The 24,690-nt window shown below is 61.3% G+C and carries 22 protein-coding genes and 1 pseudogene; 5 read left to right on the top strand and 18 right to left on the bottom strand.

Going from position 1 to position 24,690, the window contains the following annotated elements:
• Window positions 1-23: 23 nt before the first annotated feature.
• The 3 genes from VQ071_RS21555 to VQ071_RS21545 form a co-directional block, all read right to left on the bottom strand.
• Window positions 24-1,400 carry an extracellular solute-binding protein gene (locus tag VQ071_RS21555; protein ID WP_340516305.1) on the bottom strand — a complete coding sequence of 459 codons (1,377 nt, stop codon included), beginning with the start codon at window positions 1,398-1,400 and terminating at the stop codon, window positions 24-26.
• Window positions 1,401-1,516: 116 nt separating this feature from the next.
• Window positions 1,517-2,515, bottom strand: coding sequence for a hydroxyacid dehydrogenase (locus VQ071_RS21550; protein WP_340516304.1), 999 nt, complete (start codon window positions 2,513-2,515; stop codon window positions 1,517-1,519).
• 3 nt (window positions 2,516-2,518) lie between these two features.
• The gene (locus VQ071_RS21545) at window positions 2,519-3,559 is read right to left on the bottom strand and encodes a dienelactone hydrolase family protein (protein WP_340516303.1); all 1,041 of its coding nucleotides are present in this window, start codon (window positions 3,557-3,559) and stop codon (window positions 2,519-2,521) included.
• Window positions 3,560-3,679: 120 nt separating this feature from the next.
• Between VQ071_RS21545 and VQ071_RS21540 the strand changes: the two genes are divergently transcribed.
• The gene (locus VQ071_RS21540) at window positions 3,680-4,069 is read left to right on the top strand and encodes a hypothetical protein (RefSeq protein ID WP_340516302.1); all 390 of its coding nucleotides are present in this window, start codon (window positions 3,680-3,682) and stop codon (window positions 4,067-4,069) included.
• Window positions 4,070-4,156: 87 nt separating this feature from the next.
• Here VQ071_RS21540 and VQ071_RS21535 read toward each other — a convergent pair whose 3' ends face one another.
• The 12 genes and pseudogenes from VQ071_RS21535 to VQ071_RS21480 all read right to left on the bottom strand — a co-directional run bounded on the left by VQ071_RS21535 (window position 4,157) and on the right by VQ071_RS21480 (window position 16,018).
• The gene (locus tag VQ071_RS21535; RefSeq protein WP_340516301.1) at window positions 4,157-5,446 is read right to left on the bottom strand and encodes a class II aldolase/adducin family protein; all 1,290 of its coding nucleotides are present in this window, start codon (window positions 5,444-5,446) and stop codon (window positions 4,157-4,159) included.
• 97 nt (window positions 5,447-5,543) lie between these two features.
• Complete coding sequence (locus VQ071_RS21530) at window positions 5,544-6,659, bottom strand: Ger(x)C family spore germination protein (protein ID WP_340516300.1); 1,116 nt, start codon at window positions 6,657-6,659, stop codon at window positions 5,544-5,546.
• Between the two features lie 4 nt (window positions 6,660-6,663).
• The gene (locus tag VQ071_RS21525) at window positions 6,664-7,746 is read right to left on the bottom strand and encodes a GerAB/ArcD/ProY family transporter (RefSeq protein ID WP_340516299.1); all 1,083 of its coding nucleotides are present in this window, start codon (window positions 7,744-7,746) and stop codon (window positions 6,664-6,666) included.
• Window positions 7,747-7,761: 15 nt separating this feature from the next.
• Window positions 7,762-9,222 (bottom strand): spore germination protein, encoded by a 1,461-nt coding sequence (locus VQ071_RS21520; protein ID WP_445293324.1) that lies wholly within the window; start codon window positions 9,220-9,222, stop codon window positions 7,762-7,764.
• A gap of 67 nt (window positions 9,223-9,289) precedes the next feature.
• A complete protein-coding gene (locus VQ071_RS21515) occupies window positions 9,290-9,766 on the bottom strand; it encodes a CBO0543 family protein (protein ID WP_340516297.1) in 477 nt (158 codons plus the stop codon).
• Window positions 9,744-10,247 carry a CBO0543 family protein gene (locus tag VQ071_RS21510; protein WP_340516296.1) on the bottom strand — a complete coding sequence of 168 codons (504 nt, stop codon included), beginning with the start codon at window positions 10,245-10,247 and terminating at the stop codon, window positions 9,744-9,746. The genes VQ071_RS21515 and VQ071_RS21510 overlap by 23 nt, the downstream gene beginning before the upstream one ends.
• Before the next feature lie 65 nt (window positions 10,248-10,312).
• Entirely contained in the window at window positions 10,313-11,080 is a 768-nt protein-coding gene (locus VQ071_RS21505) for a TIM barrel protein (RefSeq protein ID WP_340516295.1), read from the bottom strand.
• A 47-nt stretch (window positions 11,081-11,127) separates the two neighbouring features.
• Complete coding sequence (locus VQ071_RS21500; RefSeq protein ID WP_340516294.1) at window positions 11,128-11,937, bottom strand: phospholipase D-like domain-containing protein; 810 nt, start codon at window positions 11,935-11,937, stop codon at window positions 11,128-11,130.
• Window positions 11,938-12,036: 99 nt separating this feature from the next.
• Entirely contained in the window at window positions 12,037-12,159 is a 123-nt protein-coding gene (locus tag VQ071_RS21495; protein WP_340516293.1) for a hypothetical protein, read from the bottom strand.
• Window positions 12,160-12,183: 24 nt separating this feature from the next.
• Window positions 12,184-13,377: a Ger(x)C family spore germination protein gene (locus tag VQ071_RS21490; RefSeq protein WP_340516292.1), complete on the bottom strand. Its 1,194-nt coding sequence runs from the start codon at window positions 13,375-13,377 to the stop codon at window positions 12,184-12,186.
• A pseudogene (locus VQ071_RS21485) lies at window positions 13,370-14,406 on the bottom strand (GerAB/ArcD/ProY family transporter). The gene VQ071_RS21490 and the pseudogene VQ071_RS21485 overlap by 8 nt, the downstream one beginning before the upstream one ends.
• An 82-nt stretch (window positions 14,407-14,488) precedes the next feature.
• Window positions 14,489-16,018 carry a spore germination protein gene (locus tag VQ071_RS21480; protein ID WP_340516291.1) on the bottom strand — a complete coding sequence of 510 codons (1,530 nt, stop codon included), beginning with the start codon at window positions 16,016-16,018 and terminating at the stop codon, window positions 14,489-14,491.
• 148 nt (window positions 16,019-16,166) lie between these two features.
• Here VQ071_RS21480 and VQ071_RS21475 point away from each other — a divergent pair, with 148 nt between their 5' ends.
• Together VQ071_RS21475 and VQ071_RS21470 are read left to right on the top strand one after the other, a co-directional pair.
• Entirely contained in the window at window positions 16,167-16,943 is a 777-nt protein-coding gene (locus VQ071_RS21475; protein ID WP_340516290.1) for a hypothetical protein, read from the top strand.
• Between the two features lie 6 nt (window positions 16,944-16,949).
• Window positions 16,950-17,387: a hypothetical protein gene (locus VQ071_RS21470; protein ID WP_340516289.1), complete on the top strand. Its 438-nt coding sequence runs from the start codon at window positions 16,950-16,952 to the stop codon at window positions 17,385-17,387.
• Window positions 17,388-17,497: 110 nt separating this feature from the next.
• Here the strand turns inward: VQ071_RS21470 and recQ are convergent, their stop codons facing one another.
• From recQ to VQ071_RS21455, 3 genes are all read right to left on the bottom strand, one after another.
• Window positions 17,498-19,357: a DNA helicase RecQ gene (gene recQ / locus VQ071_RS21465; RefSeq protein ID WP_340516288.1), complete on the bottom strand. Its 1,860-nt coding sequence runs from the start codon at window positions 19,355-19,357 to the stop codon at window positions 17,498-17,500.
• 111 nt (window positions 19,358-19,468) lie between these two features.
• Window positions 19,469-21,850 (bottom strand): RNA polymerase recycling motor HelD, encoded by a 2,382-nt coding sequence (helD, locus tag VQ071_RS21460; protein ID WP_340516287.1) that lies wholly within the window; start codon window positions 21,848-21,850, stop codon window positions 19,469-19,471.
• Window positions 21,851-21,975: 125 nt separating this feature from the next.
• Entirely contained in the window at window positions 21,976-23,199 is a 1,224-nt protein-coding gene (locus tag VQ071_RS21455) for a GIY-YIG nuclease family protein (protein WP_340516286.1), read from the bottom strand.
• Between the two features lie 145 nt (window positions 23,200-23,344).
• Between VQ071_RS21455 and VQ071_RS21450 the strand changes: the two genes are divergently transcribed.
• Entirely contained in the window at window positions 23,345-23,896 is a 552-nt protein-coding gene (locus VQ071_RS21450; RefSeq protein WP_340516285.1) for a sigma-70 family RNA polymerase sigma factor, read from the top strand.
• Complete coding sequence (locus VQ071_RS21445; RefSeq protein WP_340516284.1) at window positions 23,877-24,665, top strand: hypothetical protein; 789 nt, start codon at window positions 23,877-23,879, stop codon at window positions 24,663-24,665. Before VQ071_RS21450 ends, VQ071_RS21445 begins: the two co-directional genes overlap by 20 nt.
• Window positions 24,666-24,690 lie beyond the last annotated feature (25 nt).

The raw sequence follows: 24,690 nt of genomic DNA, 5'->3' as shown, positions 1-24,690 counted from the left end.
AAGCTTCGCCTTGCACCCGAGTGTCAGGAGAGTCGCCCCTTCGCCTCGACACTGTCGCAGAACGCATCCTCTGACGCGAGCCCCGACAAATACAGCATGACCTCCTGCAGAAACCAGCTCCACTCCCGCTCCCGCAAACCGAGCTCGCTGCCGAAGCGGAAGGTCGGGATGATCTCGCGGTACATATTGAACCTGGACGGCTTGCTCGCCGCGGCTCCTTCTTCCTCGGAAGCCGCTCTCAGGGCCGGCAGGCTCAGCGTATCCCGGCGAATGATCGCCTGCGCATGCGGCCCCGTCAGGAAGTCGGCGAGCAGACGGGCCTCCGTCATCCGTGGCGAATGCCGGTTCACGGCCAGGCCGATCCCGATGACCAGCGTGGCCGGATCGGCGAGTGTCGGGATCGGCGCGATATCGTACGCAATCCCCGTCTGCGCCAGCGCGTTCAAGCCATAATATGTCGTCAGCATCATCGACAGCTTGCCCTGTGCGAACAGCTCTTCGACGCGGAACCCGGCATCCTGCTCGGACAGGAGCGGCGTCATCCGTCCGGCGACGAGCTCCTTGTAGTGACGGATGCCCGCCATCATCGGCGTGCCGCGCATCCGCAGCCTGCCGGCGGCGTCCCGCTCGGCCTTCGCCCCTCGCTGGAGCAGGTAGACGGCCAACCGGTTGCGGTGCGTGGCGGAGAAGTAAAAGCCCGCTCTACGCTCCGGTATCGTCAGCCTGTCGGCTGCCGCGAGCAGATCGTCCCAGCCCCAGCCGCTGTCGGGCTCCCACAGCCCCGCTTCACGGAAGTGCTCCGGGTTGTAGCATAAAATCGTCGGACTGAACGTGAACGGACGCGCCAGCAGCTGTCCGCCGCTCACGAACGCTTCGGTCAAAAAAGGGTAGCTGTCCGCGTCCGCCTCCAGCGGCTGCAGCTGTGCCGCCTCTCCCGACTCCGCGATAGCCCGTAGCTCGGCGTCGTTCAGCGTCATCGCGTCGATCAGCCCATGCGCCAGATACGGCGTCAGCGCTTCGGGAGCGTGGCCCGGCAGCGTCAAGTCCTGCACGGCAATATGCGGATAACGCGCCTCGAACGCCGCGATCAGCGACCGAAGCGCCGTCTCCTGGAGCGTGGAGCCGTGGTGGCCCAGCTTCAGGACGATACGCCCGGTCCCGCTCCGGTCGGCTACAATGCTGCCGATCCGCGGCTTTTTCTCGATCAGCCCCTCGGCCGCCAGCTCGGCCAGCACATCGCGCACGATTTTGTTGCTGAGGCCGAACTGATCCGCCAGATCCTTCTCGGAGGGCAAGTACGATCCCGGCTTCCTGGCGCCTTCGATGATCTCCTGCCGCAGGCGGCTTTGCATCTCGTCCTGTCGGATTCGGAACGTCTTGCGGCTATGCTTCGTTTTCATGGCATCTCCCGTAGCTTCCAAGAAATAAAACGGATTCTCGTACCCGCGCGCGAGTCGGAATCCGCTTTGTTTCTTCTAATCTTAGTGGGGTGCGGCGCAGCCTGTCAATCGGGGCATCACGCCAGTCTGAACAGCTGGCTTACGTCGACTTCCCCTTTGAGCGCCCTTCCCGCAGCATACCGTTCGACTTCGTCCGCGATATAGTCGCCGATCCGTCGCAGCCCGTTGTTCTCGGCTCCGGCGATATGCGGCAGCAGCGTGACGTTGGGCAGCGAACGGAACGGGTGATCGGCTGCCGGCGGCTCGGACTCCGTGACGTCCAGGCAAGCCCACAGCCTGCCCTTGCGCAGCTCGGCAATCAGCGCATCCTCATCGATCAGCGAGCCTCTGGCCGTATTGATCAGGATCGCGTCGTCCTTCATCAGACCTAGCGTACGCGAATTCATCATGCGGTCCGTCTCCGGCACGGAGGGCGCGTGGATCGAGACGACATCCGACGCGCGGAGCAGATCGTCCAGCTCTGCCTTCACGCCGCCCATGGCGGCGATCTCGGACTCGGAGACGAACGGATCGTTTACGAGCACGCGTACCTCGAACGCCTGCAGCAGCTTGATCAAGTGTCTGCCGGACAGGCCGGCGCCGATGACGCCGACAGTCACCTCGTACAGCTCGCGGACGCGCTCGCGCTGTTTGTGCCACTCGCCTTCACGCGTGTTGCGGGCGAGCTGCCACATATTTTTGAGCGACACGATGACAAGACCGAGCGCCGTCTCCGCCACGCCGCGCGCCAGTGCCTCGTTCGCCGTGCCGACGCGGATGCCGCGCGCGGGAATGTCTGGACTCAGGATCGGCTTGACCGTGCCGGCTGCGTGCAGCGCGATTGCAAGCTGCGGGCAGCGGTCGAGGAGCGGCGCGTCGAGCGGCGGGCAGCCCCAGGACGTAATGACGACATCGGCTCCCTCCGCCAGCTCCGCCGCCAGCGACGGCGTCGGATTGGCTGCCTGCTCGTTGACGGTCAGCTCGCCGAAGCGCCGGATGCGCGCCAGATGCTCGTCCGTGAAGATGCGATCCGTAAACTGGCGGCTTTGCAGCATCACTATTTTAAGCGGCTTCATCCTCTAATTCGCCTCCATCTTCAGCCATCGATCCAGGAACCGGTACGCCAGCAGTCTGATCTCTTCCGGAAAATCGTGGATGCCTTCTCCAAGGTAAAACCTGAACCGGTCCTCCTTGCCAAGCCAGCCGTACAGCTTCGCCAGCTCTCCCATCCCTTCCGCGACCGAACGCCAGTGCGGGAAGATCGCATCCTGCTGCCCCGCGTAGTTAAAAAACGGCACGGGCGCACACAGCGCGGCAATCTCGTGAAAATCGAACGGAATCCGGTCCGCCTGCAAATCGGCGGTCACCTTCGGAATATGCGTGTAAGGATACGGCCTGTGCCCCCAATGCTCCGGATGCGGGTCGCCTGCAAAAGGGCTGAAGCCGCAGCTCGATACGACGGCCCGGACCCGATTATCCAGTCCCGCCAGGAAGAAGGCGTTGTAGCCGCCGAAGGAGTGCCCGATTGCGCCGATGGCCAGACTGTCGACCTCCTCGAGGGAGGTCAGGACGTCGACGCCCTGCATATGGTCCGTCGCATTTTTGGCGACGGTCGACCAATTCGGATGCAGCTCATAGAACGGCGTGCTGTCGAAGGCGGAGCGGCCCGGGTAGATCCGCTCTCCCGCCGTGAGCGCGTCAGGCGCGAGCACCACATATCCGCGGAGAACCAGCTCGACCGCATAGCCGCGATTCGGTCTGCCGGGCACGATCGCGATGTCGTCCTTCCCCAGCTCATGTGTCGGGTGCAGCGCCAGCACGGCAGGATATCCGTTCGCAGGAAGCGCGCGATCTGCCGAGGACGTCGGCACGAGCAGGTACGCCGGAATCGTATCTCCGTACGCCGTATCGTATTCAATGCGATGACGCATATATCCCGGCTCCTCGCTCGTCGACAGGCGGCGCAGATGGACGGGCGGCCTCTCCGGCAGCTCCCCGATATATTCCAGCCACGTCCGGCGGATGCGCGCGCGCTTGTCCATCCAATGCGAGTCATCACTGACGCCCTCCAGCAGCGGCGGTAGACCCGTGCGATTAACCTGCGATAGCGAATAGGCCATAATTCAGCCCCCTCCTGACTCATATCTGATTTATTATATTTGAATTATAAATGTGGAAGATTAATATTTCAACATAAATGAGTCAGATGTAAATCAAAATATCGAACATGAAAAATAAGAATGCCGCACATCGCTATTCTGAGCGTGGGACCGGTTTTCGAGAAAGTAAGAATGCCGCACATCGCTATTCTGAGCGTGGGGCCGGTTTTCGAGAAAATAAGGATGCCGCACATCGCTATTCTGAGCGCGGGACCGGTTTTCGAGAAAATAAGAATGCCGCATATCGCTATTCTGAGCGCGGGACCGGTTTTCGAGAAAATAAGGATGCCGCACATCGCTATTCTGAGCGTGGGACCGGTTTTCGAGCAAATAAGGATGCCGCACATCGCTATTCTGAGCGTGGGGCTGGTTTTCGAGCAAATAAGAATGTCGCACATCGCTATTCCTAGCGCGGGACCGGTTTTCGAGAAAATAATAATGTCGCACATCGCTACTCTGAGCACGGCATGACATATCGCAAATAAGCCCGAACCGCATAACAGCTGCGATTCGGGCTTGCTGCGGACACGGGCCGCTACTCGGAAACAAACAACCTGTCTATAAATGAAAAGCGCGCTCGATATCGCGAATGCTGGCATCGTCCATATGCACGATCGCGCCCAGCCCGGCCGCTTCGATAATCGACTTGGCGCTGTACTCCGCCACCTCGAGCCGATCGAATGCATTGAGCAGGCTGCTCCCCGTCGCGATCACGCAATTGTTGTCGACGAGCGCGAGCGGCACATCCGGCGTGAAGCGGGCCGCCGTCAGCTCGACCGCCTCGTAGACGGCCTCGAACGGCAGCTTCGGCATCCCGCGCAGCAGAATGTAGGCTTCGGGAATCGTCTTCGACTCGAACTGCATGTCCGTGAGCGCGAACGCCATCGTATACGGCGAGTGGGCGACCAGCACCGATCGCACATGCGGCTGCCGGGCGTAGATCGCCTGATGGAGCAGCACGGACCGGCTCGGCTGCTTGCCGGCTTCTGCGGCGCCGTCCCGGATCAGCACCAGATGCCGGGGCTCCAGGTATTTGCGGTCCAGCCCATGCGGCGTGATGAGGAAGGACGCATCGTCGAGCTTGACGGAGAAGGTGCCCTGCGTGCTCGTGAACAGGCGCTGGTCGTAGGCGCGATGGATAAATGCGCACATCTGGCGGCGGGCCTCCAGCTCGGCGGTCGGCATGGCGCGGGGCTCCTCCCCGAGCGCAGGCAGGCTGCCGGCGCCGCCGGACGCGAGCGCCTGCTGCGCTGCGGTCAGGCTGCGCGGGCTGCCGATCCGCGCCGCCTGAATCTCCATGCGGGCGCAAAACTCGAGCGTCTCGAACGCTTGGTATGCCGCGGCGAGCGAGGCGCCGCCCACGACGACGCCATGGTTCTCGAGCATGACGCAGTGCTTGCCCTCCGCGAAGACGGAGGCGATGTTGTCGCCGAGCAGCGCGCTCCCCGGCAGCGCATAGGGAGCGATCCCGACCTCGCCGCAAATCTCGCGCTCTCCGGGCAGCATGTCCACGTTCGGCGCTCTGCGCACGATGCTGAACGATACGAGCGCCGGCGGATGCGCGTGGACGACGGCGCGCAGGTCCGGCCTGGCCCTGTAGATCGCCTGATGAAAGGGCAGCTCGCTCGATGGCCTGTGCAGCCCGGCGATGCTGCCGTCCGCCTTGACGCATACGATATCCTCGCGGCGCAGCGAGCCTTTGTCCACGCCGGCCGGCGTGATCCAGACATCGCCGTTGTCGTCCCGAAAAGATAAATTGCCCCCCGATGTAGTCGTCATGCCGAAGCGATAGATGCGGCCGATCAATTCGATGATTTGATCCGCCGGCGGCGCATAATGGAGCTGCATCATGATTCCCCCTCGCTATGTAACGTTTGCTTCCCTCTAAGGGTGCCACATTCGCACGGGAGACACAATGATTTCCCTCACACTTTTCCGTCCCGAATCAAGACTCGGCCAGACTGCCAAAATCTTTAATATCCAGATCGATGCTGACCTTGATGTCCGCCCGCGGGAATTCTTCGCTCCAATTCAGGCGCTTCCACGATTGGTAGTCCATCTTGTTGCGCACACGCTGACCGAAGCCGATCGCATCCGAATGCGCCGCTTGCATCAATCGAATCAATCGTTCGCACCGGCCGCCGACATATTTCTCCATCGCCACCTCGAGAGAACGCTGGTTGGCGGCCACATTAAGCGATTCATGACCGTAGTATTCGAGCAGGGACCCTCTGATCTTCAGCTCGAGGACAGCTTCGGCGGGCTTCCCGGATCGCCGGTCCGGCACAGACTTGATCCGGATGCTCCTCTTGCTCACGACATTCGACAGCGAGGCGGGCACGGATTCCTTGGCCGTATCGACCTCTTCCATGACCAGGGTCCCATATTTCAAATTTGCACGAAGCATGGCAAAGTACATGGCGTCGTCGGACGGTACTTTGGCCACGTACCGGTCGCCGACGAACAGGGCGACGCCGTCGACCATCAAACCGTTTGCCGTCCCTTTAATGATGTTGGCCAGCGGTTCGATCCCGTCATCGTAGTAATCTCTGAGAAACGTATGTATGCTTGTGTCGTACACGCCACGGCTCGTCGGGTCGGTGCGGACCAGGTTGTCGAGATACTCGCCCATCGTCCCGCCTTGCGTGTATTTCCGGGTAGAGAGTTTATCGATATCGCCCTCCAGCAAGATCACATGCGTACGAATGCCGACGGAAGGGTCCCTGAATATCGATTCCAGATGCGGCCATACGCCTTTGCGCGCCAAGTTTCCTCCGAACAGTATCTGCCGCAGCTGCCCCAGCACCACCCGGCGGTCATTTTGCATATCGAAGTACACCTTCGCTTGCTTGAACGTGCGCGCCACGTTCGAATAGACGATCGACTCGCTCTGATTGGTTTTGGGGATGCTGATGGTGACGTTGATCTTGTCTTTGTCCCCATCGGCGGAATCGATGAAGATCGTCCTAGTAAATCCGATTTTCTCCAGCACCTTCTGGTCGGTGCATCCCCCAAGCATCGCTGCGATCAGCAATATCCCGATACCTTTTGCCGCACGCATCCGTCTACGCTCCTTTCGCTTTTTTGCCGAGCTTCAGCATGACGATCAGAATTAGCGGCATACCGAAGGCAACTCCCGTCTCGATCGTAAACACAAGCTTCAGCCAAGTCCCGGCCTCCCTGAAAATGCTCGGTATAAAGCCCAGCAAAAAGATGGCGCCGGTCACGGGCAGCGCCAGTCGCCGATCGGACACCTTCGGCAGCATGCGGCCGATGCTCTTCAATGCCGCGTACCCGAACATGACGGTCGAGATCAGGCTATAAAACGAAAAGAAAGGATATACGAGACTGTCCACGCGGTTCAGAAAGGACAGTTCGACGAACTCGTGCATGTATATGATCGGGAACTCCAGCCGCTTGATCTCTTCGAAGCTGAAAAAACCGAAGCACATCACCATGGCCAGCAAATTGACGGCCGTGAACAGGAAATGTCCAACGAAAACGCCCGTAAACAGCTTGCTCTTGGCATCGGTATGCGGAAAAAGAAACATACACAGCTCGTAGCCGATAAATGCGGCGAATACTTCAAGAAATCCGCCGAGATGGTGGCCTTCCACGGCGCCCTGAAAAAAAGAGGTCGTAAACCGCACCGCACTCCAGCTCTTAAAAAAATACGGCAGGAGCAGCACCAGCCACGACGCCATGAAAAAAAACACGGTGGACGCCTTGGCGATCGAATAAAGGCTTTTGGTGAGCAGCGTCAGCACCAGCACGCAGTACAGCACATAAATAAGCATGGGCTGACTATTCTGAAAGGATAGCATCTGGAAAATTAAAACATATGTCTTGCCGATAAATGCGCCCAGCCCCAGCCAAAGCAGGGCCAGGGCGGCATAAAAGGGATACAGCACAGCTCTGGGCGCGGCCGCTTCGGCAATATCGAAGACGGATCTGCCCCCGCCCATCCGGTATACGATCCGGTACATAAAAATATTAAATGCGGCCACAAGCGACAATGCGATAAAACCGAGCCAGCCGTTCGTCCCGAAATTGGCGGCCGTCAATCGTGGCAAAATAAATACCGCGACGTCCGACTCGATCATAAACAATAGGAGCGCAATGTGCAGCACATTCAGCTTCTCCCGCAATCGAACACACTTCCCTCACTGCTTGGGTCTCGTCCGTACCTGATTGGGCGAACGGCTGAGCGTCGGCCTCGTCTTGAGCGCCCAGAACGGCCCGCGAATCAGCGTATCCAATAAATCGGAGGGCCTCATGGGCGCGATCGGCGACAGATAGGAAGTACCCAGATTGGTAATGCCGGCCATATGAATGACCATCAGCCCGATGCCCATGAACAGTCCCAGATTGCCGAGCAAGCCGGCCAAAACAATCAGACCGAAGCGGATCAGCCGGATCGACGCGCTCATGATGTAGCTCGGTATGACGAACGAAGCGATGGCGGACGTCGCTACCGCAATGATCAAAATATTGCTGGTGAATCCTGCCTGAACGGCAGCCTGACCGATGACGATACCGCCGACGATGCCGATCGTCTGTCCGATCTTGGTCGGCAGACGGGCGCCGGCTTCGCGAAGCAGCTCGATCGTCGTCTCCATGAGCAGCGCCTCGATCAGCGGGGGAAACGGCACTTTGCTGCGCGACTCGGCGAGATTAAGCAGCATCGTGTGCGGGATCAGCTCATAATGAAACGTCGTAACCGACACATAAAATGCCGTAAAGCAAATCGTAATAATAAAACCGATAAGCCGGAGCACACGAAGGCCCGTCCCGATCGGCCAGCGCTGGTAGTAGTCGTCCGGCGACGCGAAAAACTCCAGAAACGAGGTCGGACTGATAAAAGCGCTGGGGCTGCCGTCCATAAGCACGGCAATGCGGCCGCCCAGAAGCTTCGAGACGACGGCGTCCGGCCGTTCGGTCGTCAAATATTGCGGGAACACGGAGTTGGGATTCTCGTCGATCAATTGGACGAGCATATTGGAGTCGGACACGCCGTCGATCTCGATGCTTCGGATCCGTTCGCTAAGCAAGGTCACGAACTCCATATTAACGATGCCTTCGATATAGAGCATGACAATCTGGGTTTTGGAGATCTCCCCCGCTTCGAAGCCGACCGACTTCAGCTTGGCACTGCGCAGCCGCCTGCGGATGACGCCCAGATTTTCGTCCAGGCTTTCTACGAAGCCGTCATGCGGGCCTGTGATGAGCGTCTCCGTCTCCGTCTGCTCGATCGTCCTGCCGATTTTTTTGGATAGATCCAGCAGGTAGGCGTCTTCGCCGGCAAAAATCGCTACGGCCCCGTTCGTAATGCCCGACAGACAGCTGTTCATGTCCTTGGTCAAGCGGTATGGAGCCGCGCCCAGCTTCGTACGTAGCTCGGAAGGCTCCGCGCCTGTCAGCGGACGGATCAAATCGCGCAGCAGCAGACTCGTATCGACGAGCGTCGCGATGTAGACGATCTCCCCGCCGTTGCCCTCCAAACACTGATGAACGGCATCCAGACAGTCGGTCAGCTCCTGAAGAACCAGTGAGGCCGTCGGCTTCGCATCGGCAGGCTGGTCTCCCGCTTGATTTGCGTTTATGCTCCCGCCCAATCGACTCACCTCTTTCGCCCTACTCTGGCACACCTATCCATTTTGCCCGATCGTCTGCAAGCCAATACTACGGAGATTACAAAACGAGGGGCCGGCGGCGATAGAACCAGTCATAAAACATTCGGCAGCCGATCAGCACGACAAACTCGCTAACCCAAGTCCAGCTCAAATGCCAATGGATATATTCGACCAATTCGGTGTACCGTTCGATCGGATATTCAATCGCCGTAAGCGCAGTCGGGAAGGCCGCCGCATAGGCCCAACGACGCCATGGCGCACTGCTCGTGGGAAAATTCACATTGTAGAGCGCGCCGACGATGGGTAATGCGCAAAACTCGAAGGTGAAGCTCGCGCTGTTCGCCATGGAAAAAAAACGGACAGGATAGCTTAGAAGGTTCATCTCGACGGCGAGGAGACCCAAAATCCAGGCGATAAATTGCATGAAAACGATGCTGAGCGCGGCTTCCCTTCGCTTGTCGGCAGGAACAAATACGATGAGCAGCAGGAGGGCAACTACCCACACGCCCGCTTCAACCAGACGATCCGGAATCATGCGCGTCTCCTTCCTGCCGGCGCGGAGCGGCCATGATCCAATTCACGAGCGCTCTGACAAGGGGCAGCAGGACCAGTATAGTGGCAAAGTCGGCCCAAGCGCTCCAATGAATATAACGCTGCAGGCTAGTGAATTCTGTCATCAGCAAGTTCCATGCCGCGAACAAACCGGCGATGCCGACAACAGAAGCAAGCTGGACGGGAAGCGGGCGCGCCGGCACGAGCATGATGTACAAGACGGCGATCGACGGGCAGATCGCGAACTCGGTCAGGAAGTCCAGCCGCGTCGCATGCGGGAACAAGCGCACCGGATAAGTCTCCAGCTGCAGCTCTGCCTTGACGACTCCGATCAGCCACTTGATGCCTTGCATGGTGAACAGCGTCGCATACATCTCCCGCAGCCTGTCGCCCGGAACGCAGCGGATCAGCAGCAGGAGGAGCAGCAGGAGGCTCCCACCCATCCAGAGCCAGTCGATCAGCAAAAAAAACACCCCCGATGGCTAGAATAGCCAACTGCGGGGGCGCTATGCGCTGATGTTAATAAATATTACCCGATTCGCGCGATTACTTCTTCATGGAATTGTTCGATCGCGTCGTCGGGATCGATCGTAAAGCCGCATTCGAGGCCGATGTAGCCGTCGAAGCCGGAATCCTTGATCGCCTTCAAAATGTTGACGTAGTTGAGCTCGCCTGTGCCGGGCTGGTTGCGGCCGGGATTGTCCGCGATATGATAATGATTGATGCGGTGGCGATATTCGAGCGCATTGCGGATGACGTTGCCCTCGGTAATCTGCTGGTGGTACACGTCGAACACGAGCTTCACATGGCTGCTCCCGACCTTGTCCACAATGTCCGCCGCCTCGTCCGACCGCTGCAAGTAGTGGCCTCTGTGATCGACCAGTCCGTTCAGCGGCTCCAGCTCGAGCACGATATCCGCCGCCTCGAGCAGCGGCGCCGCCCGCCTCAGCGTCTCGACCATCGTCCGCTGCTGCGTCTCCCGAGGCACGCCATCCAGCTCGTTGCCGGTCTGGGAGATGATGGAGCGGGTGCCGAGCTTGCTGCAGGCTTCGATCGTCCTGCGGATGCCGTCCAGATAGTCGTCCCGGAGAGATTCGTCTACGAGGCTGATGAACGGCGTGCAGGTCGCGACGATGCCGACGCCCAACCGCTCCTGCGCTCTGACCGTACGCTTGATATCCTCGAGCTGCCACCATGCGTAATACTCGAGGCCGTGAAAATCAAGCGTCTTTACCTTTTCCAAATGATATACCTCGTCCTCGCCCGGATAGGCGCCGATGCACAGCGAATACTTCATCGTCTCGATCCCCGCTCCCATACGTTTATGATTGTCGTATCAGCCTATCAGCCTGCAGCCTTGCGATAGCCCGCCGCCTTGGCCTCGGCCTCGCTGCAGAACCATGCCTCGGGCTTCGTACGCTCGTAGCTCGCGCCCCCGGGCACATGATAGAGCTTGTCGCCGCGGGAGTTGATATTGCCCTTGATTCGCGGCGTCTCGCAGGCGGCCGGCGCTTCGTCCGATTCGCCGCTCTCCCCCTGGCCATCTGCGGATGCCCCGGCCGAGGACGGCGAATCGGGCTCGGCGATCGAGGCCGTCAGCGGCTCGTAGCCGTCCCGGTCCTCCCACGCGCTGTCGAAGGCGTCCGCGAACGCCGAGGCGATACCTGAATCCCGGATCACGACCAGCATCTCGTCGTTCGTCGTGCTCGCCGCCTTGGAATAATTGAAGGAACCGGTCGTCGCGACCGACCGGTCGGCTACCGTCAGCTTCAGATGCATGAGTCCGCTGTGTCGGTTGATCTTGATCGGCACGCCCGCGCTGCCCAGCAGCTTGAGCGCTTCCTTCTGCGTCTTGCCGGCGGATTGGATGCGATCCGTGAGCAGCCGCACGACGACGCCGCGCTTGGCCGCATCGCGGATCGCACCCACAATCCCCGGGTATGTAAGGCTGTATATGGCGATGTCCAGCGTCCGCTCCGCGCCCCGAATGACTGAGATGAGGCGCTCCTCCGGATGCTGATCCGCCTGTGTGAACGCCCACTCGATACGGTCTGCCGCGACCTGTGCCGACGTATCCTTCACGGTCGCCGGACTGCATCCGACAGACGCCAGCATGAGGGCGGCGGCCAGCAGGCCGCTTGCCGTTTTTTTCAATGCTGTCCTTCCCTCGCTTCCCCTCTAGCTATCCCAATTGTAGTCGAGACGGACGGCTCGGGCAATACGATTGAGGACCGATTCGCGCTGCGGTCATGACTACTTTTTCTTTTTCCACGACGGATCGGATTTGTCGTGCAGATACCGATTCATGCGATAAGCCATGTAGGGAAAGACGACACAGAGAAGCAGGCCGATTATATTCGCAGCTGTCAGATTCATCCCCGCTTCCCTCCTTCCGTGCCGCTAGATTCGCTGCGACATATCGACGATACCGATCTGCCGGATGCTGACATTGGCATGGACATTGACGACGCACCGCGACATCAGCTCGTCTCCTTCATCCCAGTTGCCCGCGATCTTCCTCCATGTCCGGTAATGGTTTCTTTTCAGAAACTCGCCCAGCCCAAGCGCGTCCTTGCGGATATCGCGCCGGACCGCAGTTACAGTGTCGTCGATCATCGCTTCGATCTCGGCCTTCGCATCGGCCTGAAGCCGCGCGATCATGGCACTGTCGGACAGATCGAGCTGAGGTCCCGTGACCTCTCCCACGGAGACGGTGACGCTGACCGCCACATCGAATACGATGCGCTGCGGATCGCGCACGTCGGCGTGCAGGCGCCTGCGTATGTCATAAAAGCTGAACGATACGACCGAAGCGCCGGACTTGATGCCCAAGGTTCCGTGCACGGGGAAGCCGAGCATCAGATTGCGGCCGATCGTCTGCCTCGCATCCAGCGCCCCGACGTGGCGGTTGGTCCGGCCGTCGAAGATCGCACAGCCGGAGAAGCGGATGGATTCGCCCTCGGACGCCAGCGACTGGACGACGAAGCTCGTCTCGTTCATGAGACGCTCGTGGATGTAGCCGATCGTGGATGCCGGCGGCTTGTCCAGACTGCTCCCGGTACCGGAGATATTCTCCAGGTCGCTCGCCGGCAGGTCCTCGTTCGGAGATTTGGCATTCAGGCTGTTCGAGGCCTGGCCGCGGGCGACCAGAATCTTGATCGATCTGCGGACATTCGCGCTGCGGAGAAAAAAGTCCAGCGCATCGGAAAAGCTGTGCCCCTGCTTCGCCACCTTATCGGAGATGACCACGACTTTCAGATGATCGTAGAAGGGAGGCCGGCTGAGCTTGTCGGTCGCGTACTGATGGAAAGCCGACAGATTGGCCGCCTCGGCGCAAAGATTCGAATAACCGATGCTTCCTTTGGACGAATCCGAGCCGCCTGTCTGACCGCCCGGCACGACCAGCTGGTAGCATAGTCGAAAAGGCGGCGACGTCCCCTGCCCTTCTCCGTCTTCCTTCTGCGGCGCCTCGTCTACGGACACGCCCACGACGAAACCCCGATTGTTGATCTCGATCCGGTCCCAGCAGCCCGTGAGGCTCAAGGCTGCGAGCACGAGCGCTGCGAGCCCGCACAGCCATCGCCGCTCAGCCATCCTTGGCCACTCCCTTCATCCGGGCCAGCAGCAGCAGGCCGATCGGGATGAGTGCGGCCGTTCCGTAACCGATGTAGCTGACGATCGTCCCCAGTTGGTCGTACTGCGGCTCGTTTTTGGGCAGCAGGCTTAACAGATAGGCGGCAGGACAGAGAATCCAGATCCAGCCCCGCTTGCCGGGCTTAGGGAATACAGCCTTCAGGCAGGATACGCTGGCTTCCATCGCCATGCTGGACGTATTGAATATCGTCATGATCCAGACGGTAAAAAAAATCGATTCCAGCCGTTCGAAAAACTGGCCGGGCAGCCGTACCTCCTTTGCGATCTCTACGGTCGGATAAATGATCTGCTCGGTCCCTTTGCTGGTAAATATGCCGATCGCATATATATAGGTCGCCAAATACATCGCCACCGAAATCGCGATGCCGATCAGCATCGCCTTCTCCGTGCGCACGGCCGGCCTCAATAGCGGCGCATAGAACAACAGCACCTCGAAGCCCAGGAGCGCGAACGTCACATCCTTCGTGCCTACGGCAAGACGAGCCGGTCCGGTGATCAGCATCGGCTTCAGATTCTCGACGTCCACCAGTTGCATGCCGAACAGCAATACAATGATCGTAATGAGCAGCACGATCGGCAGAACATCGTATTCAGCCGAATAATCGCCGCCGTCGTGCCCGACACCGCGTACACGATCACAAACAAAAAGGCAACGGAAATAAACGCAATCGGCGTATTCTCGAACAAGTACATCTTGGAGATGCGGGCGATCGACCGGACCTCGAAGGAGAGGTACAGCAAAAAATACAATCCGTAAATCGAGGACAGCAACGACGCGATCGGTCTTGCCGTCAACCGCGTCGCAAACTGGTGGAACGAATCGCCCTGAAATCGGCTGACCAGTCTGCAGATGACGAGGCCGCACATAGCTGCGATGAAGCCGGCGGCCAGGATCGATATCCAGCCGTCCGAGGACCCGGTGTCCTTCGCCAGCAGTCTGGGCAGCGTGAGAATGCCGACCCCGATCATGATCGACGATATCGTCATCGCGACCTCGCGGGAGCCGATCTTGTCGTCGCCATACTCGAATGTATCCATGCCGAGGCCGCCTTTACTTGTTTTTCATGCGGTGCTTGTCCTTCGTCTTCATCATGTCAGGCCGCGAAGTGATCAGCCGGACGGGCGCGCGCAAGATCAGATCCTTCCAATCGGACAGGAACGTCGGCGCAAACGGCGTCGAATAAGGAATTCCGAAGCTCATCAGGTTGGCGATATGTATGTTCAAAATAATGTAGGACAGCACGATGCCGTACAGCCCGAACAGCGCTGCAGACAGCATGACTGCAAACCTGACCATCCGCAGCGATATCGCGAACGCATAGGACGGCAGCGAAAAGGACGATATCGCCGTAATCGCCACGATGATAACCATGATCGGACTCACGACGCCGGCTCGAACCGCCGCTTCCCCGATGACCAGCCCGCCGACGATGCCGATCGTCTGACCGATCGGCTTGGGCAGACGAATGCCCGCTTCGCGCAGCAGCTCAAGCGTCGCCTCCATGGCGAACGCCTCGACGACCGCAGGAAAAGGCACCCCTTCCCTGGAGCCGGCTATCGAGAATGCAAGCTCCGAAGGCAGCATGCCATGATGGTACTCCAGCAGCGCGATATAAAAGGCCGGCAAAAAGGTCGCCAGAAAGGCCGCACCGAAGCGCATGATGCGAATGACCGTCGTAATGAGCCAGTTCTGGTAGTAATCCTCGGGCGAGTGAAAAAAAGAAAAAAACGTCATCGGCAAAATCAGCTGAAACGGCGTATTGTCGATCACGATGCCGACTTTGCCTTGCAGGAGCGCGGCCGTCACTTTGTCCGGCCGTTCGGTGCTCATGATCTGAGGGAAGGGCGACAGGAAATGATCCGTCAACCATTGCTCTACAAACCCCGAGCCGGTGACATCGTCCACATCGATCGTCCTGATTCTGCGGCGAACCTCCTGCAGGATCTTATCGTTGACGATGCCCTCTACATACACGATGGCGATGTCCGTGCGCGAGCGTCTGCCGAGCTGCATCGTCTCGAAGCGCAGATTCGGGTCCCGCAGCCTCCGCCGGATGAGCGCCGTATTGGTTCGGAAATCCTCGGTGAACCCGGCCCGCGGCCCGCGTATCAAAGCCTCGGTCTGCGGCTCTTCGACCGCCCTGGTGCTCCAGCCCTTCGTGCCGACGACCCACGCAGCTGCGCAGCCTTCCCTGAGCACGGCCGAATCCCCTGACAGTATCCCGATGACCGCTTCGTCAAAGCTGCTGGTCATCCGCATCTCCTGCACGGGCAGCTGCAAGTCGGGCGCTTCCGAGTCAATCAGCGCCTCCAGCATATATTCCTGGATCAGCATGCGATTGGACAAGCCGTCGATACATACGACGGCATACTGTATGCCGCCGGCTGTGCGATGCTCGCTGATCAGCAAGTCGTTTGCATTTCCGAGCATCCGGCGCAGCTGCGCGGTGTTGTCCGTCAGACGCGGTGAAAAAGCGGGCGCCCGGTTCGCGGCATCGCCGGCAGCCGAATCCGCGGATTGATCCGGGGGCTGGTTCACGGATTGATCCGCGGGCTGGTTCGCGGGCCGATCGTCGCTCATATTAATGTCACCGCCTGCTTTTCGTTGTGGCCGTCCGATCTGTCAGCGGTCCGATATACATTACGGTGCCAAGTATAACCAATTTTTTTGCGCCGTACTCCGATTGTCAGATGTGAATAATTATTGTAAGAATTTGCAAACTAAGACCATGAAAAACAATTCGCTGCAAGCCCGCTACCCTTTCTATCGTCTCAGCCTGTTCGGAGTTACGTACGCTTCCGTACCCAGACCCGCGATGGTCGCCTGGTGGTCGGCGGCTTTTCCCGGCTTCGGACACTTCATCATCAATCAGTACGCACGGGGCATATTGCTCACGTTGACGGAGATCGCCATCAACAGGCTGTGCCGGCTCAACGATGCGATCGTGTTTACTTTTTGCGGCAGATTCGACGATGCACGGTACGTGCTGCAGGAGAAATGGGTATTCGGCTACATTGTCATCTATTTGTTCGCCATCTGGGACAGCAGCCGGTCGGCGCGTCTCCAGGGGAGTCTCAGATCGTTGTCCCGATTCGAGCGGCAGCCGCTGTCCCGGATGCTGATCCATCCGCTTGAGGTGCAGTATATCGAACGGAAAAATCCGCGTACGGGCCTCTTTTATTCGTTGCTGTTCCCGGGGCTCGGCCAGCTTTACAACCAACGCTTCTGCCTGGCCTTCTACATCATGTTCTGGTGGTGGACATATATCGGCATGTCGAATGTGTTCGGAGCGACGATCGAGCTGCTGTACGGTTCTGCAGCACGCTCGACAACGATGCTGTCGGCGCATTGGCTGATGTTTATGCCCTCCGCCCTCGGCGGGGCTGCTTATCATGCATATAGAGGAACGATCGAGCAGAACAAGCTGTTCCGGGAAGAGCAGCACATGCATCTGGAGAAAAAATACGGAAGGTCAGAGATCGAGATATTCGCAGAATCGGGGTAATCATTCATGCTGCTGATCGGGTGCTTCACGAATTCGATCGATCTGGAACAAGCCTTGGCATCCATCGAGCAGGCCGGCATCGAACGCCGGCATATTATGACCGTCGGCATGAAGCTGCTCGTGGAGCAAGCCGGCAGTACGAGAGAAAGCGACGCGATCGAGGTCGGCATGGCATGGGCGACAGCGTGCGCCGTCATCGGCGCGGCGGCCGGCTTCGGCCTTGCGTGGGGGCCGATCGTCTGGGGGCTTGCCGGCACCGTTGCCGGCTTCGGCCTGGGCTACGGCCTGAAGCGCATCAGACAGGCCGGCCGGCCGAGCCCGTTCGCGGCCACCGTCGCGCCGGAGGTGACCGTCATCGTGCAGTGTCCCGCACACAAGTCGGACACGGTGCGGTCGACGATGTATCGCTACGGCGCGCTGTCCGTCGGCGCGACCGGCCGCTGAAGCGCCGGCACTACGGCGCGTCTGACAACAAAGAAGCCGTCAGGGACAATCGCCCTGACGGCTCTTTTATGCACTCGCTGATGCAGATCCGCTCATGCTCCCGCGCATGCTCAGCGCTCGCCAAACGCCCGGATCGCCTCCGCGAACGCCTCGCCGTACTTGTCGAGCTTGGCGTCGCCGACGCCCTTCACCCGGCGCATCTCCTGCTCGCTCGTCGGCCGCAGCGTGCACATCTCGCGCAGCGTGGCATCGCCGAAGATGATGAACGGCGGCACGCCTTCGCGCGTCGCGAGCTGCTTGCGGACTTCGCGCAGCCGCTCGAACAGCTCCGCGTCCTCGCCGGACAGCGCGGCCGCGCCGCCCGCAGCGCGCGAAGACGATCGGCTCCCGCCGCCGGACCGTCCGCTCTGCTGCGGCTCGACCCGCTGATGCACCAGCTCGCCCTCGCTCATCACGCCGCGAACTTTGGCCGCCAGCTGCACGACCGGATACTGGCTGTCCGTCAGCTTGAGATACCCGTCCGCAACCAGTCCGTGGATGAGCTGGACGATTTCCTTTTCCGACATGCTCCCGAGCCTGCCGTACCAGGGCAAGCTGTCGAAGCCGAACTGCCGCACCTTGGCATCGCTCGCGCCGCGCAGCACCTTCGCCGTGAGCGTGATGCCGAACCGCTGCTTCATCGCCGACACGCAGGCGAATACCAGCTTCGCCTGCTCGGTGACGTCGCGCAGCTCGCGCTCGTCGTTGCAGCTGCTGCATCTGCCGCACGGCTCGCCGCCGTCCTCGCCGAAGTACCGCACGATCGCCCGCTGCAGGCAGTCCGACGTATGCGCGTATTCCACCATATCGTTCAGCAGCCGATAATCGTTGCGTTTGCGCTCGTCGTCCGCCTCGCTCCGCTCGATGAAAAACTTCTGCGTCACGACGTCCTGCGCGGAGAACAGCATGACGCACTCTCCGGGCTCGCCGTCCCGGCCCGCGCGGCCCGCCTCCTGGTAATACGCCTCCAGATTCTTAGGCATATTGAAGTGCACGACGTAGCGCACGTTGGACTTGTCGATGCCCATGCCAAACGCGTTGGTCGCCACGATCAGCTGCAGATCGTCGCGGATGAACGCCTCCTGCGTGCGTGCGCGCTCCTCCTCCGGCAGGCCCGCATGGTACATGCCGGCAGCGAGCCCCAGCGAGGACAAATATCCCGCCAGCCCCTCGACCTCCCGCCGCGTCGCCGCATAGATGATGCCGGACTGACCCGCGCGTTCGCGGATATAGCGGACGAGATAGTCGCGCTTGTCCGCGTTTTTGACGACCGACAGCGACAGGTTCTCGCGCGCGTAGCCCGTCGTGACGCGGGCCGGAGACGCCAGCTTCAGCCGATCGACGATGTCGTCCTTCACGACGTCGGTCGCCGTCGCGGTGAAGGCCGCCATCACCGGGCGCGGCTCGATGTCCTGCAGCATGCGCGAGATGCCCATGTAGCTCGGCCGGAAGTCGTGTCCCCACTGCGAGACGCAGTGCGCCTCGTCGACGGCGACGAGCGGCACCTGGATATGGCGCAGCATGCCGCGGAACCGCTCCGACTCGAGCCGCTCCGGCGCGACGTATACGAGCTTGTAGTGTCCGTAATAAATATCGCGCAGCCGGTCGTTCGTCTCCTTGGCCGACAGCGTGCTGTTGATGAGCGTCGCCTCGATGCCGGCCGCGCTCAAGGCGTCGACCTGGTCCTTCATGAGCGAGATGAGCGGCGATACGACGATCGTGACGCCCGGCATCAGGAGCGCAGGCACCTGGTAGCAGATCGACTTGCCCGCGCCGGTCGGCATGACGCCGAGGACGTCGCGGCCGCTCATGATCGCCTCGATCAGCTCCTCCTGCCCCCGGCGGAATTCGTCGTAGCCGAAAAACCGCTTCAGCACGCTGCGCGCCTCTCCCATCGTCCGGTCGATGTCCTTGTCTATCGTTTCCCGCATGTATGCTCCTCCTCATATTCCAGACCCGGCCGTGAACAGTCTAAGCTCACCGACTGCATCCCCGGGTCTTATCGCCCTTGCCCGCGCCCCTCACCGACCGCGCGCCGGGAGTCAGGCCAAGTAGGGCGACAGCTCGCCCGTATAATAAATGTGCAGCACGTGAAGCGCCCGCGTGCTCACCGTGTACAGCAGCTTGCGGTGCCGCTCCTGCCCGTACCGCTCCGCCGAAGCGTCCCATACGAGCACCGCATCGAACTCGATGCCCTTGGACAGGTACGAGGGCAGGACGGACACGCCTCTGGGCAGATTGGCCGAGCCGCCGCTGATGAGCGTGATCGGCACGTCCTCGGACAGCCGCTCCTTGAGCAGCGACGCCGCGTCGCCCGCTTCCTGCGCGGTCTTCGCGATGACGCCGATCGTGCCATGGCCCTCCGCCAGCAGCGCGGCTACGTCCGCGGCCGCCAGCTCGGCCAGCTGCGCGCCGTCGCGGCACGGGATCAGCCGCGGCGCCTCGCCGTCGCGGTTGAACGGCCGGATGCCCTCGGCATCCGCCGCCCGCAGGATGCGCATGGACAGCTCGACGATCGGCCGGGTCGACCGGTAGCTCGTCGTGAGCCGCCAGATCGCCGTGTCGGCCGGATCGGCCAGACGCGTCCAGCCGCCGAAGCCGCCGCTGTCCTCGGCCTGCGCGTAGATCGCCTGATTGAAGTCGCCGAGCACCGTCATCCGCGCGCGCGGGAACCGTCTGCGCAGATACGCCGCCTGGAACGGCGAATAGTCCTGCGCCTCGTCGACGAACAGATGGCGCACCTCGCCCTCCACCTTGCGGAAGCCCTCGAGCGCCTCCATCAGATACAGCAGCGGCGTCGCATCCTCGTGATCGAGCTCCTTGCGCCCGAACTTGTCCTCGAGCCGCTGGGCCATCCATTCCCAGCCTTCGGGCAGCCGTCCGTCCGGCGCGCAGGCGGTGAACAGCGTGCGGCTGACGAACAGCTGGGTGTACGTAGCGGCCGCGTCCATGAAGCGGAAGCCCTTGACCGCCCGCCGAAGCGGCGCGATCGCGTGCTCCGCGGCCTGCCGGAGCAGCAGCTCCGTCATCCGGTCCTCGTCGTCGAATGCGCCGTCGTGGAAACCGCCCCGGCGCCTCACCTGCACGTATGCCCGCTGGATGTCCTCCTCCTCCAGCAGCTCCGCGGCCTCTTCGACCCAAGGCTCCTCGAGCTGGCTGTCGACCCAAGCCGTCAGCCGCTCGCCGAGCCATCTGCGCAGCTTGGCCAGCCGGTCGCCGAAGCCGTCGTCCGCATATTCGCCGTAGAAGCGCTCGCTCATCTCCTCTGCGGATACGATCGTATCGCCTTTGTAGCGGAGCACGCGGAATACGACGCCGCCTTGCTTAAGGCGCGTCAGATATGCGGCCATCGTCTCGAAAAAATGCTGCGAGCCCTTGTAGCGGACCGCGCGCGCACGCGCCTCGCCCGCCGGCGTCCCCTCGGTCGCGGCCAGATCCTCGGTCTGCGCGAACAGATCCTCCGCCTCGAACCTGCGGCCGAGCCGGGCTTCGATCAGCTCCCGGAAGGTCATCTGCCGCATATTGGCTTCGCCCAGATCCGGCAGCACGCGGGAGATATATCCCTTGAACACCGGGTTCGGCGAGAAGAGTACGATCTGCTCCGCCGTCAGGCTGTCCCGATAGCGGTACAATAAATAAGCGATCCGCTGCAGCGCGGCGCTCGTCTTGCCGCTGCCCGCCGCGCCCTGCACGACGATCAGCCGGTGACGCTCGTCGCGGATGATGCGGTTCTGCTCCTTCTGGATCGTCGCGACGATGCTCTTCATCGACGTGTCGGACTTCTCCGACAGCACCGCCTGGAGAATGTCGTCGCCGATCGTCTCGTCCGTGTCGAACATATGCCTCAGCCGTCCGCCGCGGATGACGAACTGACGCTTGAGCGTCATCTCGCCCGCGATCTCGCCGCCCGGCGTATCGTAGGCTGCGGGGCCCGGCTCGTGATCGTAGAACAGGCTCGACACCGGCGCGCGCCAGTCATAAATGTAGAACGTCTCTCCGTCTTCGCCGACGAGAGACGCTCTGCCGATATAGATGACCTCGGGCACTGCGACCGCGCCCGCCTGCTCCTGCTCCCCGCCGGGACCCGCGTCAACCGCATGCTCGACGAAGTCGATGCGCGCGAAGTACGGATTGTCGTGCTGCCGCGCCAGCCGCTCGGCGGCTTCGGACGCCACCCGGTGGCTCCGCTCGCGCTCGGCCAGCAGCTCGGCCTGCTGCACGATGCTGCTCCACGTCTCCCCAAGCTCCGTCTCGTCGGAGAAGTTGATCGCCAGATCGTCCCAGAATTCCTGGCGGATGCCGACGACGTCTCCCCTTCGCTCCCCTTGGACGGACAGCTCCTTCAGCAGCTTCCGGTCAATGATCCTGATCACCTCGGCGAGGCGCTCGGCCTCGCCGATCCGTGCTTCGGTCTGTTCAGACACGTGTCTCTCCTCCGCATCGCATTCGTTTCGTTATCCACCTGTTGTAACATGACCATTTGACCCTTGCAAGTAAGCCTATTCGCAAAAAAAATGCAAATCGCACGAACGGCATGCCGTCGTGCGATTCAGGCTCGGGACCGCTCCGCCTCCTCCAGATTGCGGCGGCACAGCCCGAGCAGATCCAGCTTCACGCCGCGCCTCGGCACGGTAATTCGCACCGGGGGCTGGCCGCGCCTGCGAAGCGCCGCGCGCAGCAGCCGGGCGTCGCCGATCTCGCTGGCGATGATCTCGTCCGGCCGCGTCAGCGACCTGTACCGCTCGATCAGGAAGCGGTCGCAGTCCGCAGATCCCGTCTCGCCGCGCGTCCACGGTACGCAGTCGATACGGTGCAGCATCCCGTCGTGCAACTGTGCGATGCAGACGGCCGACTCGCCGAAGTATACGGCCTCCTGCGTACCCTCGGCCTCCCGGTCCACGATCTGCCGCTCCGGCGTCCGCTCCAGAATGCGGATATGGCGGAGCATATGCTCCGCCTTCTCGAAGGCGAGCCGCTCCGCATATTCCTCCATCTGGCGGTACATCGCGCCGACCAGCCGCTCCCCGCCGCTCGACAGCAGCCGGGCGGCCGCGCGCGCCGTCTCCCGGTATTCCTCGTGCGAGATATGGCCGGCGCAGACGCCGCTGCACTTGCCGAGGTGATACTCAAGGCAGGCGCGCTTGGGCAGGGTCGCGCACGTGCGGAGCTTGTAGTGCTCCGTCACGAAGGCGATGACCGCCTCGCGGAACCGGCTGCTCACGAACGGCCCGAACCGCTCCGCGGGACGCGCCTCGGCGGGAAGCGCCGGCGGCTGGCCCTTGCCCGCCGCTCGACGCGCATCGGCGGCCGCCGAAGACTCCGCGATCGCGCGCGCCAGCTCGCCGCGAGCGGCCGCCCCATCGCCCGAACCGCCGGTTCGAGCCGCGCCTGCGGCATCCTCGCGCACCGCCCGCCGGTCGCGGTAATGCGCGATCAGCCGCGGCAGCGGCTCCTCCGTCAGCTGCAGGTAGGCGTAGCCGCTGTTGTCCTTTTTCAGCGCCCGGTTGTACGGCGGCTTATGTATCTTAATGAGGTTGTTCTCGAGAATGAGACTCTCGTGCTCGTTGTTCACGACGATGAAGCCGATCTCGGCGATCTCGGCGGTCAGCGCGGGAATGCGCCTGCGCTTGTCCGCTCCGTTGAAGTACGCGCGCAGCCGGTCGCGGATGCACTTGGACTTGCCGACGTACAGAATCCGGCCTTCGTTATTCTTCATGATGTATACGCCCGGCTGCTCCGGGTACCTGGCTGGCTCGAATAAGAATGCGGACAATGTCAACGTCCTCCCGAACATACATTCTATCTAGTAGTCTAGCAAGTCGCGCCGATTAACGCAATTGCTCAGTTCAACCGATTATTTCCTAGACGAAGTGAACCCGGCGGGCGTCTCGCTTGTCTATATCCCGAGGTGATCAGTATTGGACAAAGAACACCTGGCGCTCCGGGTCAACCCGGACCCGGCCATGCTCGGGGAGCTGATGGACCGGTATGGGCAGGATGTATGGAATTACGCCTACTTTCTCGTCAAAAACCGCGCCATGGCCGACGATATCGCCCAGGATACGTTTATTCGGGCGTATCGGCATTTTTCCGGATTCCGCCAAGAATCGTCCGTGAAAACCTGGCTGCTGCGGATCGCGCGCAACGTCGCCTTCAACTATCGCAACGCCGCTTTTTTCCGCAAGGCGCTGCTGATGGACATCGTGGCGCCGAGGCATCCCGGCAGATCCGCCGAGCAGGATTACCTGGAACGCGAGGCGACGAGCGAGATCTGGCGGCGCGTCATGGACCTGCCGGTAAAGCTGAGGGAGACGCTGGTGCTGCATGCCAAGTACGAGCTGTCCGTCGCGGAGATTGCGGACCTGCAGCGGATTCCGGAGGGCACCGTCAAGTCGCGGCTGTTCGCCGCCAGACGGCGCATGGAGTCTCTATTAAAGGAGGAAAGCGAACATGAAGCCTATCAACCCTGATTGGTACGCCGAGTTGAAGGGCGAACCGCTGCGCGAGCGGCATTTTACCGAATCGCTCGCGGCGAGCGTCCGGGAGCGGGCGGCCCTGCCTCCGGCGAAAAGTCAGACGGGCCGACGGCTTGCGGTCGCGGGATTGACCGTTGCGGTTGCGGCGGCGAGCGCGATCTGCTACGACGGCCTCTCCTCCCGACCCGCGCAGCCGGGCCGGGAAGCCGATTCGGTCCATGCGGCAAGCCCGGCCGACGGCCTCTCCTCCGCCCCGCTTGTGTCCGACAACGCCCAGGTTGCCATTGGACACGGTCCGGCAGTCTCGATCAAGTTCGGTCCGAACATCGAATTCCCGCACAACAAGCTGCTGGAACGGCAGGCGGGCACGCGCGCCAGGTTCGAATTCTGGACGGTCCGGCACGAAGACGGCTCCTATCTGTTCGGCGCCGATTACTACGACAAGGAAGGCGAAGCGCAGGATTGGCAGCTGCGCGGCACGGCCTCGTTCACCGAGCAGGCGGACGAACCGGGGCTGTCGAAGGGCGGCTTGGTCTCCCATTCGTTCGGCTACGACAACTATTCCGTGTTCGCCGGCCAGATGCTGGACCCGGAAGCCGAGTCCGTGCAGCTCACGGACCCACGAGGCAGTCGCGTGGACGCGACCGTCGTACGCAATTCGGACGGCAGATTCTGGGTCGCCGTCGTCGAAGGCAGCCCGCGGGACTACACGATGCAGATGCTGGACCGGGACGGCGCGCCGCTCGGCGATCCTGTTCGCTAGACTGCCGCCGCCCCTCCTTGTCACC

Origin of the sequence: Cohnella sp. 56 (assembly GCF_037963805.1) — a bacterium.
In the GTDB taxonomy this organism is placed as follows: Bacteria; Bacillota; Bacilli; order Paenibacillales; family Paenibacillaceae; genus Cohnella.
The sequence above is the reverse complement of the archived record's forward strand: the minus strand, read 5'-3'. Positions and strand labels throughout refer to the sequence as shown.

Excerpts from the sequence above, each read along its gene's own strand:
- VQ071_RS21555 (WP_340516305.1), bottom strand. The coding sequence starts at position 1,400 with ATGAAAACGAAGCATAGCCGCAAGACGTTCCGAATCCGACAGGACGAG.
- VQ071_RS21550 (WP_340516304.1), bottom strand. The coding sequence starts at position 2,515 with ATGAAGCCGCTTAAAATAGTGATGCTGCAAAGCCGCCAGTTTACGGAT.
- VQ071_RS21545 (WP_340516303.1), bottom strand. The coding sequence starts at position 3,559 with ATGGCCTATTCGCTATCGCAGGTTAATCGCACGGGTCTACCGCCGCTG.
- VQ071_RS21540 (WP_340516302.1), top strand. The coding sequence starts at position 3,680 with ATGCCGCACATCGCTATTCTGAGCGTGGGACCGGTTTTCGAGAAAGTA.
- VQ071_RS21535 (WP_340516301.1), bottom strand. The coding sequence starts at position 5,446 with ATGCAGCTCCATTATGCGCCGCCGGCGGATCAAATCATCGAATTGATC.
- VQ071_RS21530 (WP_340516300.1), bottom strand. The coding sequence starts at position 6,659 with ATGCGTGCGGCAAAAGGTATCGGGATATTGCTGATCGCAGCGATGCTT.
- VQ071_RS21515 (WP_340516297.1), bottom strand. The coding sequence starts at position 9,766 with ATGATTCCGGATCGTCTGGTTGAAGCGGGCGTGTGGGTAGTTGCCCTC.
- VQ071_RS21505 (WP_340516295.1), bottom strand. The coding sequence starts at position 11,080 with ATGAAGTATTCGCTGTGCATCGGCGCCTATCCGGGCGAGGACGAGGTA.
- VQ071_RS21495 (WP_340516293.1), bottom strand. The coding sequence starts at position 12,159 with ATGAATCTGACAGCTGCGAATATAATCGGCCTGCTTCTCTGTGTCGTC.
- VQ071_RS21490 (WP_340516292.1), bottom strand. The coding sequence starts at position 13,377 with ATGGCTGAGCGGCGATGGCTGTGCGGGCTCGCAGCGCTCGTGCTCGCA.
- VQ071_RS21480 (WP_340516291.1), bottom strand. The coding sequence starts at position 16,018 with ATGAGCGACGATCGGCCCGCGAACCAGCCCGCGGATCAATCCGTGAAC.
- VQ071_RS21475 (WP_340516290.1), top strand. The coding sequence starts at position 16,167 with ATGAAAAACAATTCGCTGCAAGCCCGCTACCCTTTCTATCGTCTCAGC.
- VQ071_RS21470 (WP_340516289.1), top strand. The coding sequence starts at position 16,950 with ATGCTGCTGATCGGGTGCTTCACGAATTCGATCGATCTGGAACAAGCC.
- recQ (WP_340516288.1), bottom strand. The coding sequence starts at position 19,357 with ATGCGGGAAACGATAGACAAGGACATCGACCGGACGATGGGAGAGGCG.
- VQ071_RS21445 (WP_340516284.1), top strand. The coding sequence starts at position 23,877 with ATGAAGCCTATCAACCCTGATTGGTACGCCGAGTTGAAGGGCGAACCG.